This is a genomic window from Flagellimonas sp. CMM7, assembly GCF_021390195.1.
Lineage (GTDB): Bacteria > Bacteroidota > Bacteroidia > Flavobacteriales > Flavobacteriaceae > Flagellimonas.
The window spans coordinates 3,686,597-3,705,556 of the sequence record NZ_CP090003.1; the positions used below are offsets into that span (position 1 = coordinate 3,686,597).

An 18,960-nucleotide genomic window follows, 5' to 3' on the forward strand; every position below is an offset into this window, starting at 1 on the left:
TTAATTTTAAATGCAAATGCAAAGAGACCACCAGATTTTTGAGCTTATAGAAAGTGAAAAGGAAAGACAAATTGAAGGAATAGAACTTATAGCTTCGGAGAACTTCACCAGTCCACAAGTTATGGAAGCCGCAGGCTCGGTTTTAACCAATAAATATGCTGAGGGCTACCCTGGAAAACGCTATTACGGAGGTTGTGAGGTGGTTGATGAAGTTGAGCAGCTGGCCATTGATCGTGCCAAGGAGCTTTTTGGGGCGGTATATGCCAATGTCCAGCCGCATTCAGGTTCTCAAGCAAATGCAGCGGTATACCATGCCTGTTTAAAGCCAGGAGATACTATTCTAGGTTTTGATTTGTCTCATGGAGGTCATTTAACCCATGGTTCCCCTGTAAACTTCTCGGGTAGATTATACAATCCTGTATTTTATGGAGTGGACAAAGAAACGGGAACTTTGAATTACGATAAGATTCAAGAGATTGCGACCAAAGAGCAACCAAAGTTGATCATTGCGGGAGCATCAGCGTATTCCAGAGATATGGATTTTAAGCGATTTAGAGAGATTGCGGATAGTGTAAATGCTATACTGCTTGCAGATATCTCGCACCCAGCTGGTTTGATTGCTAAAGGTATTATGAACGATCCTATTCCCCATTGTCATATTGTTACCACAACTACTCATAAAACGTTAAGAGGACCAAGGGGAGGTTTAATTTTGATGGGCGAGAATTTTGAAAACCCTTTTGGGATTCGTCTTAAAAATGGAAATCTGCGTAAAATGTCCGGTTTATTGGACTTGGCTGTTTTTCCAGGAAATCAAGGTGGGCCGTTAGAGCATATTATAGCTGCCAAGGCAATTGCTTTTGGTGAAGCACTTTCAGATGATTTCTTACATTATATGTTGCAGGTAAAGAAGAATGCAGATGCCATGGCAAAAGCATTTGTAAAAAGAGGTTATAAGGTCATCTCTGATGGAACGGACAACCATATGATGCTGATTGACCTTAGAAACAAGAACATTACAGGGAAGGACGCGGAAAAGGCTTTGGAGCTTGCTGCGATTACGGCCAACAAAAATATGGTTCCTTTTGATGATCAATCTCCATTTATTACGTCTGGAATTAGATTTGGAACTCCTGCAATTACAACACGCGGTCTAAAAGAAGCAGACATGGAAACCATAGTAAGCTTTATAGATGATGTAATAATGGATCCTGAGAATGAGGAACATCTTGCACAAATAAGAAAAAAGGTCAATGACTTAATGAAGTCAAGACCTTTATTTAACGCTTAGAAACTGCGGGATGTACTTAGGTTAAGCCTAAGGTTTAAAAATAGTTTAATCCAATAGGAAAAAATCTTCCTTACAAAGCTGTTTTGTTTTAAGGTTATATACGATTACGTCATGTTGTGAGTCATTATCAAAGTAAAGACCCCAGTAATCAAAATAGCCTTTTTTGCTTTTTTCCACAGCCAAAACACTTCGTGTATGATCTTCAAAAACAGGGACAAAAATCTCATACGGCATTTCTGTTAATCCCTTGGTGAGATAAACAAAATGTGCACTTGTTTTGAATATTATAGCAGCCAATTGTTCTGGAATACTATAGTCGCTTATTCTAGAAACTACAATAGAGGTGTCTCTAAAGTGTAATGAAAGCTCTGCAATATCAATGGTATTGTTGTTATCCTTACTCAACTTTTGAAAAGCTGCATCAAATGAAGATATGCGCTTTTCTCCTTCTGCATCACATGTAAAACCGCCCCAATTTCCTTTGTTAAAATGGTGAAGACTTTCCGTGAGACCAAAATTACAATATAGGTCTAGAATTAAATCGGTCTTGCCTTTACCGGTATCATAACGGCACTGCACTTTTACCTCTGCATAAAAATCCTTTTCCAAGATTTTAATAAAATCATCTAGCCCATCAGCGGAAACAAAAGCTTTTAGGCCATCAAGAGGGAAATTAGGTTTGACTTTTTTTTGGAATGGCATACTCAATGGATTGCATAGTTGTTCTTACCCAAAGTTAAAACGAATCTTTTTTTTTGGATTGAAGGAAAACCTTAAAAATTCTGGGGGTTTTCTCCTATTTGAGACTTTTTTGAGGAAAAAAAGCTAAAAAGTGGCTAAAATCTTACCAAAAATAAACTCTTCGGATGCAATAGGAATTATATGAAACCTCTATTTTTAGCTGCTAGGATCAGGGCAAGGTCATTCTCATTTTCAGTGCCAAAAAGTGATTTTAAATGACGCTTTCTATTCTCAATAGAAGAGGGAGACAATCTAATAAAATGTTCCAAATCTTTGTTTTTGGTACCTATGGAAAGATGGTATAGTATCTTTTTGTCCTTTTCATCCAAACTAATATCATTGGTCATTTTCTTCCTAATGGCAGAAAGAGCTTTGGACGAATAATATGGAGGATTTAATGTAATGGTCTTAACAGCATCTTCCAGTGTTTTTGGATCTATATCTGTTTTTACCAAATAACCGTCTGGATCAACGGTTTTAAGGATACTGTTTATTCTATAGTTATCACTAAAAGAGGACATGAACGCAATCTTGGTTTCTGGTACCAACCTACGTGCCAGAACTCCTAAATCTTCCCCTGTATGAGGCTGGTCCTCATTAGGAGGGAACAGTTGTACATCTAAAAATAAAATGTCGTACTTAAAAGAATTGGCAGATTCTTCAATGAGTTTTCTGCCCATTTCATAGGTGTTGGCCGTATCTACAATAATACTATGGCCTTCAAACACAATCCGCTCAAGGATAAATTTATACCCAAGCATGGTCATCTCATGATCATCTATCGCTAATATTCGAAGTGTTTTCATACCGGGTTAATTTAAAAATTCAAAATTAGACATTCATAACTTCTTTATGCTCTACGGCAGCATTTAGAGTATCCAATCTTATGTAATTACTGGGCAATGAAACTGTAACGGTTGTTCCCTTACCTTTTTTACTGTCAATATCTAAAGTTCCTTTTACTTTTTTAACTCTTGAAACCACGTTTCGCAAACCAATACCGCGTTTTCCTTTGTTCATGTCAAAACCAACACCATCATCTTTAATACTCAATATCAACAGGTTATCTTCTGTTCTGAAATCTATTTGAGCATTTTCACACTTTGCATGTTTAACACAGTTTTGAAGTGCTTCCTGGACAATCCTGTAGGCATTGATTTTTATATCACCTTCCAAATCATCCCAATCCACATTTTCGTCATAAGTAAAAGAACATGAAATCCCTGAAGATTCACTTATGGTGTTTATAAGGTCATCCAGTGATACAATAAAGTTATAAAATTTTTGATAAGAAGCATCACTAAGTTCGTGCGAAATCGTTCTTATTTCTTCTTCCAATTCTCTGAGTTTTTCAATAAGACTGGCTCTTTGTTCCACCGATGCTTCATCGTCCTTGTCATTTAATCCGCTAAGAATCAATCTAATGCCCAGCATTTGACCAAGAATTCCGTCATGTAGCTCTTCCGAAACGCGTTTTTGCTCCAATTGCTTACCTTCCTCAAACTTACCCTGTTGCGAAAGCATAAGATTGTAGATTTCTTGATTGCTCTCTTGTTGTTTTTGTTGAAACTTTAGTCTGTTGTTGCTTATACGTTGCCAGATAATGGTAAAAAGGGCAATGCCAAGAAGTATAAGCCCCAAAACAACCCCGATCCATATCTGTTTTTGGCGGGAGAGCAGTTCATTGCGCTGGATGACCTCATCTGTTTCTAAACGGATACGGGCAAACTTATCACGGATGGCCCGTTCCTCATCCTTTATTTTTTCGCTCAACTCATAATATTCGTTAGAATAAGCGACTGCATTTTCGCTATCTAAACTTGTCAATACCTTTAGAACCTCCAGATTGCGGTAATCATTAGAACTTTCTTTTGCTAGTTCACGTGATTCTTTGGCATATTGTGTGGCAATAATTGTATCCCCTTGTGCGGCTAAAATTTCCGCATATAACTGTTTGGCTCTTGCTTGTTGTAGAGAAAAACCAATACTGTCATTTATCTTTATTGCATTTAAAAGAAGGGTACTTGCTTGGGCATAATCTCTTTGGCCTTTGAATAATGCATGGGCTTGACTTATAGTTGCCAGAGAGTATAGCCTTGGATCATCCTTCCTAAAATCCTTGTCCTCAAATAATTTTTGATACTCTTCAAATGCTTTATTATATTCTTTTTTCTCCAAAAACGTACTTGCAATATTGTTTCTATTTTCTCGCACAAACATCATTTTATTATTTGGCTTGAATTTTTTGATAAAAGATTCTGCTTTATAAAAATATTCCAAAGCTTTCTCTTGATTATTTGTGCCATTGGAAATAACCCCTAACATGTTATTGCAATTATAAATCCTTTTATAATCTTCTAAATCTTCGAAAATTCGTAAAGCTTCACTAAGATTTACTTCTGCTCCTAAGTAATCCTTAAAATAATCTTGAATTCTCCCCATGCTATATAATATTCTTCCTCTTAATGAACGAGAGGTGGAGTCCACAGGTAATTCATTAAAACCCTTATGAGCTTTTTTGTAATGGAAGTAAGCACTGTCCAAAACCCCATAGGAACGGAAGAAAGAAGCCAAATCCCAATGGGATTCCCCGAGAGTCATGTATAGCTTATCTTTTTCTGATAACTCCGTAACCCTTCGATTCATTTTTCTAAACTCTAGTGAATCCTGTAATCTTTTATATATGAGAGAAATTTTGGATAGCTGTTCCAAACGCAAAGTATCATTGGAAAACTCACTTATTTTACTTTCAGCTTTTTTTAAGAATTGTTTTCTTTTTGATAACGGAAAATGCGCACTGTCACTAGCTATATTAATCCATTCTTCAACTGTGGCCGCTTTAGAGGTAGTATCGGATTTATTAACAGATAATTGTTTATCGCAACTGGACAAGACAATGAATAATAGTATTAAATATTTGTTTTTCAATTTAATGCGATAAAAAGTCAGCAATTATTTGTTTTCTTTTACTACAAGGTAACAAAAAAGCCCTAAATCAAGATGATTTAGGGCTATGTTTCACATTTATCAAGAACTATAGTTCTCTATCATCATTCATTGCAGATGTCAATCCTATACGGTTGTTTTTTAAAGCAAATTCTTTTATACCGATTTGCTTAATCGTCAATTCATTTACATCCGAAACCTCATTAACTAAATAAGAAGAATCTTCAGGTTCAGAATTTTTAACACATGACAATAAACTTATGATCATTGCGGAAAAAATAACTTTTTTCACTGGTTATGTATGAGTTTTAATGAATTGGTCAATTTGTTTTACTATCTATCGTCAGCTTGAGATGATCCAGAGTCGGTCGAATCCTGATCTTCTAATTCTGCCATTAGGTTTTCCGTTTCCTGAACATCGGTTTCTGCTTCACAAGAAAACATTCCAAAAGTCATTACTGCAATTGCCAAAATACTTAGCGTCTTTTTCATAATATTAGGTTTTAAGGTTAGAACTTTAGGTTCATGGCAGCAAGATATCTAGCACAAACGTGTAGCCGCTCGGTGTTACAAATGTTTTAGTATTTGTAGCAATTGTATTAGAATTCTAAGAAGAACTATGAGAATTAATCTAGTTAAGGGCCTTTATAGATGCTTTGGAGAGCATTTCCTTTAAGGTGTCCACCTTTCCTTTATAGGTCTTGGAGAAAGGGAGCTCTTGTTCGTTCTCGTTGCGAAGCGTGCAAATAGATTTACCGTAATTAATACGAGAGACATATCGACTATTTAAAATATAGCTTTGGTGAATGCGAATAAAACTTTCGGGAAGCTTTTCTTCAAAAGACTTCAACGTTTTAAAAGCACTTACCACATTACCATCTCTCATAAAAAAGTCCGTAGCGTTGTTATCGGACTTTAGGTACAAAATATCATTGGTGTCTAAATAGTGATAATCATTATAGGTTTTTAGACAGATTGTGGAGGGCATATTTTGTTTAGGGTGCATTTTACGTAAGCGCATTACACTCTTGCGAACGTCAAATTCGTTGTGGGGGAGAATCCAATAATCAAAAAAACCACTTTTAATGGCATTATAAGCGTACTTTTTTGTTGTTGAAAAACCAATTATAATGGGAAGCTTCTCCATATACTGGTTTAGCTCCGTTATCATTTGAAAGTAAGCCATGCCATCTTCAACTAGATTGACAAAAACCAAGTCCGGTGTAAATTTTAAAATAGTATTTAATCCATCAGTTGGGTCTTGGGCCGTACCCATGCAGGTAAAATCACCGTACTCTTGCAAATAAAGTTGCAATTGCAGCTTTGTAGTAGCGTTAGAATCTATTATTGCGTAAGTATAGTCCATTTGTAAAGTACTGGGTGCAAGTTACTAACGTGTGAAAAGAACTCATTGCAGTTTTCCCTTAAAAAAACTAGGGGTTTCCCGTAAAATCGATGGTTTTTTGTTAATTAACAGCGAAATTTCGCTTAAAAGCTAATTGTTCACAACATTTTCGTAAGCCCCAATATCAGGGTTTTGGGTTCTATCTACCCCTAAAATGTCTGTTGGAATTAGAGGGATGATATTGAGGTCGGCAGCATCCAACGCAGCAGAATTCATTCCTATTTGAAACTGATTTTCAAAAGGTGCTGTAAAATCTGCATCTTGGTTAAAGATTATATTCTGGTATAAATCAACATCTTCAAAATCGAACAAAGGATTATCTGCAAATTGATTGTTTGAATCATTAAACTGTACGAGGCAGTTTTTAAAACTAAAGTTAAAAGCTGCGTTGGTATCTTGTTGCAATGAAATTTCAATAGACTGGGTGCCATCAATTATACAGTTGATAAAATCGGCATTTTCCAAATCACGTGTAACAATTTCCCCCGTAGCGGATTGCATAAAATTATCCAACACTAAGGTTGCTCCGGAACGGAACCCATTGTTCCAATAGTTGGCCAGGGTACAATGGGTAAAGCTGTACTTTCCGCCAGAATTTCCATGGAATGAAATGTTACCTGCACCACCCAGTACTGTGTTTGCTGCAACTATGCTTGCCTTAGTGGCCCAAAGGTTACTATCTAAACTATTATAAACCTGTGAGTTTACCATTGTTAGGGTAGGAGTGGTCAATACATTGTCACCTTCTACTCGAAGTCCTACTGTTGCATTTTTAAGAGTGAGGTAAGAAATGCTGTTGTTGATGCTTCCTTCCCTTAACCAAATAGTTCCCCATTGTCCTGGTTCGTTGGCATAAGTAGATTCCAATCGGTCACCTTCAAAAATGACCTCGTTTTCCAATAACTCCTGATCCTCACTTAAAAGCCCATTTACTTGTATGGAAGCTCCTGTGTTTACTATAACACCAGAGTTTTTATGAAAATGCACACGGGCTCCAGCTTCAATAGATAATATGCTACCATCAGGCACAGCGGCATAGCCATAAATCACATAGGGTTTTTCATTGGTAAAGAGCAGTTCATCTGGCTCTAGAAGAAAGCCTTCAACTCTAATTTCATTTCCTTCTTCATCTAAACCGAGCACAAGCGTCTCCTTTGTACCATCAGACAATTCTCGTGGATATAAAAAAACGGCATCCTTTACCAAAGTAACCAAAGGAACTTCCTGAGTGCCAGAACCATTGCCAAACAGGATATCATCGGTATACAAAAACTCATTTTCTGGGGTTTGGGAAACATCAAAAGTAGTTTCAATAAAAATAAAGAGACTGTCCTTGGCTAACAATGGTACATCATTGAATTCTTTTCCTGCAGAACCATCAACATTTAGTCTATAACCGCTGCTCTGCCCACTTTCTAATCCAATAAATGGAATTAGAATGTCGTCATTACTTCTGTTGTACACTTTTAGGGTATATGTGCTGCTTCCAATATTGGTGAAAACAGTATCTAAAAAAACAGTGTCTTTAGAAAATTCCAGATTACCGGAACTTGGGGCATAATCAAAATCTTTACGGCAAGAGCTCCATGAAATTGCAAGGGCAAGTCCTAAAACTATCACGATTAATTTTGTATACCAACGATTCACACTTTATTGAATAAATTTTGAATTGATTCCGGTACCCGTTTTGGTCTAAATGATTTAGCATCTAAAAGGCACCATTCTGTAGTAGCGTTAACTAAAAGTTGCCCGGTTTTATTGTTTCTTATCTCCACCACTCGTATGGATAATGGTCCCCTTGTACTTTTTATATGCGTGTTCACTACAATTGGGTCATTGAGCTTCGCTGATTTAGAATAGGTGATATTATGGTTTTTAACTACCCAGACCATTTTAGTTCGGGTAGCTTCATCTACAACGCTCAACCAGTGTTTTTTTGATATATCTTGAATCCATTCCACATACCTTATGTTGTTTACATGGTTAAGGTCGTCAAGATCTTCTTGCACTACCTTAAACGTTTCTTTGTAATGCTGCATTAGCCTTTTTTATGGATTTTCACCTCAAAAAGCTTGTTCCAATTTTTGCCGGTCACAAAAAAGGTGCCTTTTTCTTTATGGTAGGCAACACCATTGAGAACTGAATTGCCTTCATCCCATTGGGGACCTTTATCCACTTTGTTTTTTAGCCCTCCAAAATTTATTACACCTTCAATGGCACCTGAGGTGGCATCAATGATCATCATGCTTTCTTTTTGGTAAACATTTGCATAAATTTTCCCATCTACATATTCCAGCTCATTGGCCATATTAAAAATGGATTTGTTGGTTACGGTTTCTATGTATCCTTGTTCTTCAAGCGTAGTAGGACTTAAAAGCCAAATTTTTTCTGTCCCATCACTTTTATAAAGCTGCTCTCCATCATTACAAAGGCCCCAGCCTTCGCGACTTTCCCCATAGCTGAAATTCTGTATTTTCTCAAGGTTTGAAGGATTGTAAACGTATCCCAATCCACTTTGCCAAGTGAGTTGGTAAAGTTTATCATTCAGCAGGGTAATACCCTCTCCAAACACCGTTTTGTCCAAATCTACTTTTTGAATGATTTCCCCGGTTTCAAAATTTACTTTTCTCACTGTGGAAGCTCCTTTTTTTCCAGTACTTTCGAAAAGTACACCATTGCTAAATTCTAGCCCTTGTGTGTATGCGTTTGGATCATGGGGGTAGGTGTTGACAATTTCATAGGTGTAGATTTCTGGAGCTTTTGCCGCCAAGAGCTTTATTTTTTTTTGAATTTCAATGGTCTGTTCTCCAATTTTAAATTTAGCAACCAGTAGTTTATTGCCCAAAGTGGGCATATCTAGAATTATTTTTCCATTTGCTTGGGTCAGTTGTTTGCCATCAATAAAATAGTCAGGGATAGATATTTCAATGTCTTTCTTATTCTTGATCGCAATACCTACTTCTTGATTTTGTTGAAACTTATTTTTGTTTCCTTCAAGTTGAATATCAAAGAGTTTGGCAGGGTCTTTATCGCCACCGCAAGCCATAAAAAAAAGTAAGAATCCGTAAATTGAAAATAGCTTTATCATAGTTTTTAATACGTGTTTCATATTGAACAAGCTTGGTCATCGAAATTAAGAATGTAATATGATTGCAGCAAATTTAAAAGGTCGTATATTTGTATTTGGCAAGTCCTACACGACCAGCTCCTGTAGAATCCCCCAGGGCGGGAACGCAGCAAGGGTATACGGTCGTAGCGGTGCGATGTAGGTAGCTTGCCTTTTTTTGTTCCCAAAACTCACTTGATTTTAGGAGCATTATTTTACAATTTTAAACCGTGAAAATGGATAGAAAAGTTGTTTTAATAACCGGAGGTTCTTCTGGGATAGGCAAGTCCATAGGAACCTATTTAACTTCCAAAGGTTTTAAAGTTTACGGTACTACAAGAAATCCAAAAAAATATCCGGATTTTGACGCTTTTGAGCTCCTGCAATTGGATGTAAGATTACCTGAAAGTATTCAAAAAACGGTATCAGAAATTATTTTTAAAGAAGGAAAGTTGGATGTTTTGGTCAATAATGCCGGGGTAGGTATTACTGGCCCTATTGAGGAAACCCCACACGAAGAAATTTTAAATGTTTTTGATATTAATTTTCACGGCCCGGTGCATGTCATGAAAGCGGTTTTACCCCAAATGCGCAAACAGGGTGGAGGAAAAGTTATTAATATAACATCAATTGCAGGGTATATGGGCTTACCTTACCGGGGCTATTATTCTGCAGCCAAAGGAGCTCTAGGGATACTCACAGAGGCTTTAAATATGGAGGTAAAGGATTTTGGAATTTCCATATCTAATCTTGCGCCTGGAGACTTTGCAACCAATATTGCTGCCGGAAGATATCATGCGCCGGTTACGGAAGATTCTGCTTACCAGAAGCCCTATCAAAAAACATTGGATTTAATTAACGAGCATGTGGATTCAGCAGGTGACCCTATTCAAGTTGCAGAGAAGGTTTATGCCATAATTCAAAAAAGGAACCCAAAAATTCATTACCCTGTAGGAGAGTTTACGCAAAGGCTTTCGCTTTTTTTAAAGAAAATTTTACCGGACAAATTGTACGAGAAACTTCTCCTTAATCACTACAAGCTTTAAAGTGATGGCATGTTTTTTGATAAATGAAGAAACATGAGACAATCAAAAAGAACCATCGGAATTTTTCTAGTTATCACAGCATCATTTTTCTACGGCTGTGATGAAATTTATGAGTGCATTTTTAATATTGAACCTGAAATACATAATAAGCAACTGCTTATTGGTATAGTAGGGGAGAGATATCAAGACTTTATCACTGCAGAAATAAGCAACGAGGTAAACGATAACGACTACGACTATTTTTTTGATGTTTTAGGAGAGCTCCCACCTGGAATCTTTTATGATGAAAATAGAAGGTCAATAGAGTTTTATGGTACTCCAGAAGTTGCTGGTGTTTATAGGTTTAGGGTAGAATTATTTGTAGAGTCCTACGACTTCGATGGTTTTGATAGCAGCCCTACTTGTTCAGAGTCTACCATTAGGAACTTTACGTTGCAGGTCTTGGAATAGTTTCTGTTTATGGCTGGTTAGTTATTTTTAATCAAAAATTGAAGTCAAGGCTTCTTATTGTTGTAAATTCGTAGTTGATTCTATATACAACTTAAAAACAGCATACTAAGAATGAAATTTTTTATTGATACAGCCAATCTTGACCAAATCTCCGAAGCACAACAACTAGGAGTTTTGGATGGTGTTACAACCAATCCATCGTTGATGGCCAAAGAAGGAATAACAGGAAAAGAAAGCATCCTAAAACATTATGTTGATATCTGTAACATTGTTGATGGTGATGTTTCTGCAGAAGTAGTTTCTACAGATTTTGATGGAATGGTTAAAGAAGGGGAGGAGCTTGCCAAATTGCACGAGCAAATTGTAGTTAAAGTTCCAATGATCAAGGATGGAGTAAAAGCACTAAAATATTTTTCTGATAAAGGAATAAGAACTAACTGTACTTTAGTTTTTTCAGCAGGGCAAGCATTGTTGGCAGCTAAGGCGGGTGCTACTTATGTATCTCCTTTCTTGGGGCGTTTGGACGATATCTCTACGGATGGCCTGAACTTAATATCAGAAATAAGACTTATCTATGATAACTACGGATTTGAAACCCAAATCCTAGCAGCATCCATCCGCCACACGATGCACGTAATTGATTGTGCAAAAATTGGCTCAGATGTTATGACAGGGCCTTTATCTTCTATAGAAGGTCTTTTAAAACATCCACTTACCGATATAGGTTTAGAAAAGTTCCTAGCGGACTATCGCAAAGGGAACGGATAAAAAAAAAGAAATTGAATATAAAGAGCTCTAAAAACAGATGTTTTTGGAGCTTTTTTGTTTAGAAGGAAGTATACAGATTTGCAAATGCATCAACAATTAGGGTATCCTTGGCTATAACGCATTTGTTTAAACCATCTATAATCATGGTAGTTTGTATTTCTTTGAAGTTTTCTCCATGAAATTGGCTGCTTTTATCTAGATGATATTCTTCAACCATGGTTAGCCACTGTAGGTAACTTGTTCTTAAATTAATACCTACAAAATTGTAATCAGGATACTTGACCTTTAATCTAGAGACATGGTTGGTCACATTTTTAAAGCGTCTTTTGTGGGAGGCTGTCCAAAAATAGAAAACAGTTTTTTTGCCTTTACTGACTTCTTTTAAAGAAACCTTATTATTGTTTGCATCAGTAATGATTAAATCAGGGAGGTTATTGTTTGGCTGTAGGTTTTGAATTCCTTGATATACATGAGCAATTTCTTCTTTATGCTCTTCATTGGAGGATAGCGAACGAAACTTATCAATAAAAACCTGACATTCCATGTTTGTGGAGTTACGTTCTTTTAACAGATAATCCATGGCGATATTTCTAAACAGAATATCCCTGAGCTCCGTTTCTTTAACCAAACTGTCAACAAGACTGAGCTTATGCTTGTTAAAATGTAAATGATTGTTGACCGCTGCTTTGTTTTCTGTTCCACAGTCTTTCATACATGCCATATAAGACAAGTTGCCAAAGTGGTACTTCATAAAATCAAAGTAGGGTCTAAAATAGGTTAAATCCCTACTATTTAAATCTAAGGTTTTTCTATAGTCATAAAAGCCATCTTCTAAATCATGGATGGTTTCTTCACCAGTTTTCTTTTTGTGGTAGAAGGGATATTTCTCTTTATGGATGTAACTGTTGTAATCAATTGAAGCTTTGGCAATGGATAATGCTCTGTCTGTTAATTGACTGTCCTGAATCAGTTCTTCTAGGTGTTTTATCTTCAAAAGCCTCAAAGAATCAATTCTTTTATTGAAAACCTTAGGGTCAAGTTTGTAGTAGCTGTGTATTAAAGATTCTTCATTTTCATATGCAAGGAACGTTTCAATCAAAAAATTGTTGATTTCACTTCCTTGACCGGAAAAAACAAGAGACTCATCAAATTCCATTGTATTCAGTCTAACAAGAATACTATCGCCTTCCTGAAGGTATAAGTATTGTAGTTCTGGACTGTGGTCAAAATGATAAAGACCCTCTTCAATCCCTTGAAGATTAAAAGCAAAACGATTGCCTTCATCCAATTTGACAGAGTCTATGTAACTATCATTTCTATAAAGAACAACATAGTCGCTAGTGGGGTTAACAATTTCCCCTCCAAAAAAAACAGAAGGACACCCATCTGATTTTTCAGAACACGCCAAAGTAGAAAGAAGAGAGAGGCAGAGTAAAAATCTTATCATATAAAGGAAACCATATGTTTGATCATCAAAATTAAGTATACCATATAGTGAACCTTGTTAACAGCTAGTTAAATGTTGTAAAACACTGTATTTGTGTAGTTTAATAATGTGTTTTTAAATTAGTAATAAGGGTCTGTTTTAGTTATTTTTGCAAAAAAATAAATAGTTGCATGTTATCAGTATCTAATTTGTCTGTTCAGTTTGGAAAAAGGGTTTTGTTTGATGAAGTAAATGTGACCTTTACCCATGGAAATTGCTATGGTATCATTGGTGCCAATGGGGCAGGAAAATCCACATTTTTAAAAATTATAGCTGGGCAAGTAGATGCCACTTCTGGAAACGTACATTTAGAACCAGGAAAGAGGATGTCCATCTTAGAACAGAACCATAACGCTTATGATGAAGTTCCGGTGCTAGAAACAGTGGTAATGGGGAACAAGCCCTTGTTTACCATAAAAAAGGAAATAGATGCACTCTATGCGGATTATACTGATGAGAATGCGGAAAAAATAGGTGAACTTCAAGTACAGTTTGAAGAAATGAATGGATGGAATGCCGACAGCAACGCCGCTGCGCTTTTGTCCAACTTAGGAATTGCTGAAGAGTTACATTATACCAATATGGCAGATATGGACTCCAAGTTAAAAGTACGTGTGCTTCTGGCCCAGGCCTTATTTGGTAATCCGGATTTATTAATAATGGATGAGCCTACAAACGACTTGGATTATGAGACGATAAGTTGGTTGGAGAACTTCTTGGCCAATTATGAAAACACTGTAATCGTTGTATCTCACGATAGACACTTTTTAGATGCTGTTTGTACCAGTATTGCCGATATAGATTTTGGTAAAATCAATCTTTTTTCCGGAAACTATACATTCTGGTATGAAAGCAGTCAGTTGGCAGCCCGTCAACGTGCGCAGCAAAATAAAAAGGCTGAGGACAAAGCAAAGGAACTCCAAGAGTTTATAATGCGATTTAGCGCAAACGTTGCCAAGAGCAAACAAGCAACATCGCGTAAAAAAATGTTGAGTAAACTTAAAATTGAAGATATAAAGCCTTCAAGCAGAAGGTACCCTGCCATTATTTTTGAACGCGAAAGAGAAGCTGGAGATCAAATCTTGAATATAGAGAAGCTCTCCGCCACGTCTGAAGATGGAGATTTGCTGTTTCAAGATATCAACATAAACCTTGCAAAAGGGGATAAGGTTGCCATCATTTCCAAAGATTCAAGAGCTACCACGGCTTTTTATGATATTATCAATGGAAATGCAAAGGCTGACAGTGGATCCTATCAATGGGGTATAACCACAACACATTCCTATTTACCTGCTGATAACGATTCTTATTTTGAAAACAATATCAATTTGGTAGATTGGCTTCGTCAATGGACAAAAACAGAAGAAGAACGAGAAGAAGTATACGTAAGGGGCTTTTTAGGAAAGATGTTGTTTAGCGGCGAAGAGGCGTTAAAGAAAAGTACCGTGCTTTCAGGAGGCGAGAAGGTGCGCTGTATGTTGAGTAGAATGATGTTATTACGTGCAAATGTGTTGCTTTTAGATGAGCCTACAAACCATTTGGATCTAGAGAGCATTACTGCTTTCAACAATTCTTTAAAGAATTTTAAGGGCACTATTTTACTTACTACCCATGATCATGAGTTTGTGCATACTGTGGCTAATAGAATTATTGAATTAACCCCTAAAGGCACTATCGACCGCTACTTGACTTTTGACGATTACATGTCAGACAAATCAATTAAAGCGCAACGCGAGAAAATGTATGCTTTGGCCGCGGTTTAAGAGCTAAGCGTTAAAATACTTACTGTTCCAGATAGCTGGGTTAAAGTTTTTGCCCAAAGCAAAACCATAAAAAATAACCACTGAGGCTATACATTTAAACATAAAAAAGAAAATAATCAAAAACTCCGCTGTGGAATTGTTTTTTGAAAAAAGACCATTGGGAACCATAAGGGCAACCACATAGCTGATCAAGAAAACAAAAAAGGTAAGGTTGACAATGTTTTTAAATGGCCAAACCAATAATTTGCGGAGTGGGTGCAAATCGTTGCCCCATTTAGCGATAAGATAGAAATAGTCATTCCCAATTGGAGCAAAAAGCAATGGATCATCCTTATCTTCTAATTTAAAAAGTTTAGAAGGCGCCATGATTTTAAATCCCTTGACTTCAATATTATGAGTGATTTCTAAATCTCTAATGCTAGAAGTGGCCTTTTTAGGTATTTTTCCTTTGAAATACCTGCTATCTAAAAAACGGAGTCGATAATCAATACAGATTTCCTTTATTTGATCTATATGATAGATGCGATTTGTCTCTAATAGGTCAAAATCAAAATCATTACTGCCAGAAGGATTTTTTGAAGCAAGAACTACATCAATATTGGTCTCTTTTTCAATATTTTGAGATAAAATACGCTGTACTTCTTCTAGAATTTGAAGTTCTTTTTTTTGTTTATTTCGGCGAAGGTGAAGTTCGCGCTCAATATCCGTGTTTTTAAACATCATGTCCTTTTTTCTTAGCAATCCCTTCAAAGTTAGTGAATTGTGTTTTTGATTCTAAAAACTGGGAAAAATACAAATGTTAATATTATGTTAAATTCGATGACGGTGTTTAAAAAAAAAGTGGATTTCCTTAAAAAGATGTAACTTATCGAAGATTTTGGCATTTAAACGTCTAAACACACTTTTAAAGCGTATTAATTAAGGTAGTCCCAAAGATTAGAACATCTATGAAACCCCCATTCAAGAAAACCCTACTTGGTCTATGTTTTGCCCTTTCAGTATGTGCATATGCTCAAGAGACCAACTCTTCGGAAACTAAATCTATAACACAAAATACAATTGAATCTGATCATCATAAAATTCTCTTTGCTGCGGTAAAAGCAACTGAAATGGAGGATATTTTAGATAAATCCGGTCCTTTTACTGTTTTTGCACCCTCAGATGCTGCCTTTAGAAAATTTTCCAATTCCAAAATGGAAAAATTAATGAATTCCAATGATAAGAGTGAACTAAAATCGTTGGTTGGTTATCACATAGTTGCGGGCAACTTATCTGCTTCCAATATTTTACGTGCCATGTGTCGTGGAAACGGTAAGGCTAGCTTTACCACTATACAGGGAAAGAAATTATCTGCCCATTTGGTAGGGTATGATATTGTATTGACTGACCCTGTCGGTAACACTGCACGAATAACGTTAGCAGACGTAAATCAAAAGAATGGTGTTATACATGAAATAGATAGTGTAATACTACCCACTAGAATGTAGTAATCAACGTAGTTCCGCTCCTAGTTCTTTTTCGTATCTAGATAATAGTTTTGACATTAGTTTGTCAATCTGTTTATCCGTCAATGTTTTTTTCTCATCCAATAACGTAAAACTAACCGCATAGGATTTCTTTCCCTCGGGTAATTTATTGCCTTTATAGACATCAAATAGATTCACGTTTTTTAGAAGGTTTTTTTCTGTGCTCCAGGCAAGATCATAAACTTGCTGAAATGTAGTGCCTTCATCTAATTGCAATGCAAAATCACGGGTAACTTCAGGAAATTTTGGTATTTCCCTGAAAAGCATATTCCCTGTATTAATAGACTCTAGGATGGCATCCCAGTCAAAATCAGCATAGAATACATCTTGTTTTAGATCAAATTCCTTTAATATCGTTTTGCTGACTAATCCATAGGTTCCAAGTTCTTTGCCATTTAGGCTACAACTTAAACCTTCTGAGTAAGAGGCGTCACTATAGGGTTTTGTATCAACATCTTTAAGGCCCAATCTTGTGAAAATGGTTTCTACAATGCCTTTCAAAAAGAAAAAGTCAGTTTTTTTGGAAGTCAATGCCCAGCTGTTTTCTGAGCGATTCCCTGAAACAAAAATTGATAAATGCTGTCTTTCTAGATTCTTTTTGCCATTTTTATGGTAGGTCTTTCCAAATTCAAAGAGCTTTAAATCTGCCTTTTGTCTATTGTTGTTATAACTAACAGTTTGAAGCCCTGAAAATAACATTGATGTTCTTAGAACAGATAGATCTGAACTTAGGGGGTTCAACATTTTGACCGCTTTTTTATCCAAATTCTCTAAGACGTTTTGGGTGCCTGCTGCCACAAGACTATTGGTCATTATTTCATAAAAACCTTGCGCAGCAAGCATATTGCCCACAATATCTTGAATTCTGTAGCTTTCAAATTTTGAAGTTTGGGCAATGGACGCAGTAAGCTTTTCTTTGTAGTCTATGTTGTTGTAACCAAAGACTCTTAGAATTTCTTCAATAACATCTACCTCACGTTCCACATCAACTCTATACGTTGGAATGGTTAAACCAAGACCCGACTCTGTAACGTTGTTAACTTTAATCTCTAGTGACGCAAGAATAGATTTAATAGTATCCCTTGGGATTTCCTGCCCAATTAAAGAGTTGATTTTATCAAAAGTTAAAAAGACTTGTCTTTCCTGAGCTTTCTTTGGGTATAGATCAACAACTTCAGAACTAATCTCACCACCAGCAATTTCACGTATCAAGAGTGCTGCTCTTTTTAAAGCATACTCCGTAATATTAATATCTATTCCGCGCTCAAACCTGAAAGAAGCATCTGTGTTTAAACCATGTCTTTTTGCTGTTTTTCTAATAGAAACAGAATCAAAATAGGCGCTTTCTAGAAATATGGAAGATGTATGTTCCGTAACTCCTGAATAGACTCCGCCAAAAACCCCTGCAATACACATTGGTTTCTCAGCATCACAGATCATCAGGTCTTCCTCATGAAGTTCACGTTCAACATCATCTAAAGTTCTAAACTTTGTACCGGTAGGTAAAGTCTTTACCTCAATTTTTCCTCCTTTAATTTTTGCGGCATCGAAAGCATGCAATGGCTGACCCAGTTCATGAAGTACATAGTTGGTAATATCCACTATATTGTTGATAGGGGACAGGCCTATGGCTTTTAAACGGTTTTTTAGCCAATCAGGTGATTGTTGAACAATGATATTGCTAATAGTTACACCGCAATACCTTGGGGCCAGTTGAATATCATCTACCTCAACATCTATTTTGAGAGATCTATTATCAATAGAAAAGTTACTTGTAGACGGCGTAACCAATTCTTTTTGGATTTCCAGTTGCTCCAATCCAGCTTTTAAATCGCGGGCAACTCCAAAATGGCTCATGGCATCAGCGCGGTTAGGGGTAAGTCCAATTTCAAAAACTTCATCGTTTTCAATTTCAAACACTTTTGAACATGACGTACCTGGTTTTAAAGTATCACTCAAAACCATTATTCCATCATGACTCTCTCCTAAACCTAGTTCATCTTCAGCGCAAATCATACCTTGACTTTCCTCGCCTCTGATTTTACCTTTTTTAATTTTCCAGGCCTCACCTTCCTTTGTATACAATGTAGTGCCAATGGTTGCGACAGGAACTTTTTGCCCAGCGGCTACATTTGGTGCACCACAAACGATTTGCAAAGGAGTTTTATCCCCAACATCCACTGTGGTCAATTTAAGTCTATCCGCGTTCGGATGTTTGTCACATGTAAGTACATGTCCAACAACAATTCCCTGTAACCCTCCTTTAACCGATTCAAAGCTGGAAATGCCTTCGACTTCAAGACCTAAGTCTGTCAATAGTTCTCCCGTTTTTTGCGCATTCCAGTCAATTTGCAAAAATTGCTTTAACCAGTTGTAAGAAATCTTCATACCCCAAATTTAAAGTGGACAAATATAAAACAATAGGGCAACAG

The 18,960-nt window shown here is 36.5% G+C and carries 18 protein-coding genes and 1 other RNA gene; 7 read left to right on the forward strand and 12 right to left on the reverse strand.

Translation table 11 applies throughout. The annotated features are described in order from the left end of the window. The first annotated feature begins 16 nt into the window (after positions 1-16). A complete protein-coding gene (gene glyA / locus LV704_RS16670; RefSeq protein ID WP_163422628.1) occupies positions 17-1,291 on the forward strand; it encodes a serine hydroxymethyltransferase in 1,275 nt (424 codons plus the stop codon). A 45-nt stretch (positions 1,292-1,336) separates the two neighbouring features. On the opposite strand, the gene LV704_RS16675 is transcribed toward glyA, so the two are convergent. The 9 genes from LV704_RS16675 to LV704_RS16715 all read right to left on the reverse strand — a co-directional run bounded on the left by LV704_RS16675 (position 1,337) and on the right by LV704_RS16715 (position 9,492). Continuing rightward, on the reverse strand, positions 1,337-1,993 hold the full coding sequence (locus LV704_RS16675; RefSeq protein ID WP_163422627.1) for a hypothetical protein: 657 nt from the start codon (positions 1,991-1,993) through the stop codon (positions 1,337-1,339). A 176-nt stretch (positions 1,994-2,169) separates the two neighbouring features. Next, positions 2,170-2,838, reverse strand: a complete 669-nt coding sequence (locus LV704_RS16680; protein WP_163422626.1) for a response regulator transcription factor — start codon at positions 2,836-2,838, stop codon at positions 2,170-2,172. 25 nt (positions 2,839-2,863) lie between these two features. Then, entirely contained in the window at positions 2,864-4,960 is a 2,097-nt protein-coding gene (locus tag LV704_RS16685; protein ID WP_163422625.1) for an ATP-binding protein, read from the reverse strand. A 106-nt stretch (positions 4,961-5,066) separates the two neighbouring features. Next, the gene (locus tag LV704_RS16690; RefSeq protein ID WP_163422624.1) at positions 5,067-5,246 is read right to left on the reverse strand and encodes a hypothetical protein; all 180 of its coding nucleotides are present in this window, start codon (positions 5,244-5,246) and stop codon (positions 5,067-5,069) included. A 65-nt stretch (positions 5,247-5,311) separates the two neighbouring features. Beyond that, positions 5,312-5,470 (reverse strand): hypothetical protein, encoded by a 159-nt coding sequence (locus LV704_RS16695; protein WP_163422623.1) that lies wholly within the window; start codon positions 5,468-5,470, stop codon positions 5,312-5,314. Positions 5,471-5,609: 139 nt separating this feature from the next. Further along, positions 5,610-6,344, reverse strand: coding sequence for a LytTR family DNA-binding domain-containing protein (locus LV704_RS16700; protein ID WP_163422622.1), 735 nt, complete (start codon positions 6,342-6,344; stop codon positions 5,610-5,612). A 129-nt stretch (positions 6,345-6,473) separates the two neighbouring features. Continuing rightward, positions 6,474-8,003 carry a hypothetical protein gene (locus LV704_RS16705; RefSeq protein WP_233782071.1) on the reverse strand — a complete coding sequence of 510 codons (1,530 nt, stop codon included), beginning with the start codon at positions 8,001-8,003 and terminating at the stop codon, positions 6,474-6,476. Between the two features lie 23 nt (positions 8,004-8,026). Continuing rightward, positions 8,027-8,422, reverse strand: coding sequence for a thioesterase family protein (locus LV704_RS16710; protein ID WP_163422621.1), 396 nt, complete (start codon positions 8,420-8,422; stop codon positions 8,027-8,029). Further along, complete coding sequence (locus LV704_RS16715; protein WP_233782072.1) at positions 8,422-9,492, reverse strand: glutaminyl-peptide cyclotransferase; 1,071 nt, start codon at positions 9,490-9,492, stop codon at positions 8,422-8,424. The genes LV704_RS16710 and LV704_RS16715 overlap by 1 nt, the downstream gene beginning before the upstream one ends. A gap of 75 nt (positions 9,493-9,567) precedes the next feature. Here LV704_RS16715 and ffs point away from each other — a divergent pair. From ffs to fsa, 4 genes are all read left to right on the forward strand, one after another. Continuing rightward, positions 9,568-9,666, forward strand: an RNA gene (ffs, locus tag LV704_RS16720) — signal recognition particle sRNA small type. Positions 9,667-9,725: 59 nt separating this feature from the next. Further along, positions 9,726-10,535, forward strand: a complete 810-nt coding sequence (locus tag LV704_RS16725; protein WP_163422620.1) for an SDR family oxidoreductase — start codon at positions 9,726-9,728, stop codon at positions 10,533-10,535. Between the two features lie 33 nt (positions 10,536-10,568). Then, a complete protein-coding gene (locus LV704_RS16730) occupies positions 10,569-10,985 on the forward strand; it encodes a hypothetical protein (protein ID WP_163422619.1) in 417 nt (138 codons plus the stop codon). Between the two features lie 111 nt (positions 10,986-11,096). Continuing rightward, on the forward strand, positions 11,097-11,753 hold the full coding sequence (gene fsa / locus LV704_RS16735; protein WP_109662770.1) for a fructose-6-phosphate aldolase: 657 nt from the start codon (positions 11,097-11,099) through the stop codon (positions 11,751-11,753). Between the two features lie 58 nt (positions 11,754-11,811). Here the strand turns inward: fsa and LV704_RS16740 are convergent, their stop codons facing one another. After that, complete coding sequence (locus tag LV704_RS16740; protein ID WP_163422618.1) at positions 11,812-13,200, reverse strand: transaldolase; 1,389 nt, start codon at positions 13,198-13,200, stop codon at positions 11,812-11,814. A 170-nt stretch (positions 13,201-13,370) separates the two neighbouring features. Here LV704_RS16740 and LV704_RS16745 point away from each other — a divergent pair, with 170 nt between their 5' ends. Beyond that, positions 13,371-15,002 (forward strand): ABC-F family ATP-binding cassette domain-containing protein, encoded by a 1,632-nt coding sequence (locus LV704_RS16745; RefSeq protein WP_163422617.1) that lies wholly within the window; start codon positions 13,371-13,373, stop codon positions 15,000-15,002. Positions 15,003-15,005: 3 nt separating this feature from the next. On the opposite strand, the gene LV704_RS16750 is transcribed toward LV704_RS16745, so the two are convergent. Continuing rightward, a complete protein-coding gene (locus LV704_RS16750; protein WP_163422616.1) occupies positions 15,006-15,725 on the reverse strand; it encodes a hypothetical protein in 720 nt (239 codons plus the stop codon). Between the two features lie 224 nt (positions 15,726-15,949). Between LV704_RS16750 and LV704_RS16755 the strand changes: the two genes are divergently transcribed. Next, entirely contained in the window at positions 15,950-16,489 is a 540-nt protein-coding gene (locus LV704_RS16755) for a fasciclin domain-containing protein (protein WP_163422615.1), read from the forward strand. 3 nt (positions 16,490-16,492) lie between these two features. Here the strand turns inward: LV704_RS16755 and pheT are convergent, their stop codons facing one another. After that, positions 16,493-18,916, reverse strand: a complete 2,424-nt coding sequence (gene pheT, locus LV704_RS16760; protein WP_163422614.1) for a phenylalanine--tRNA ligase subunit beta — start codon at positions 18,914-18,916, stop codon at positions 16,493-16,495. Positions 18,917-18,960 lie beyond the last annotated feature (44 nt).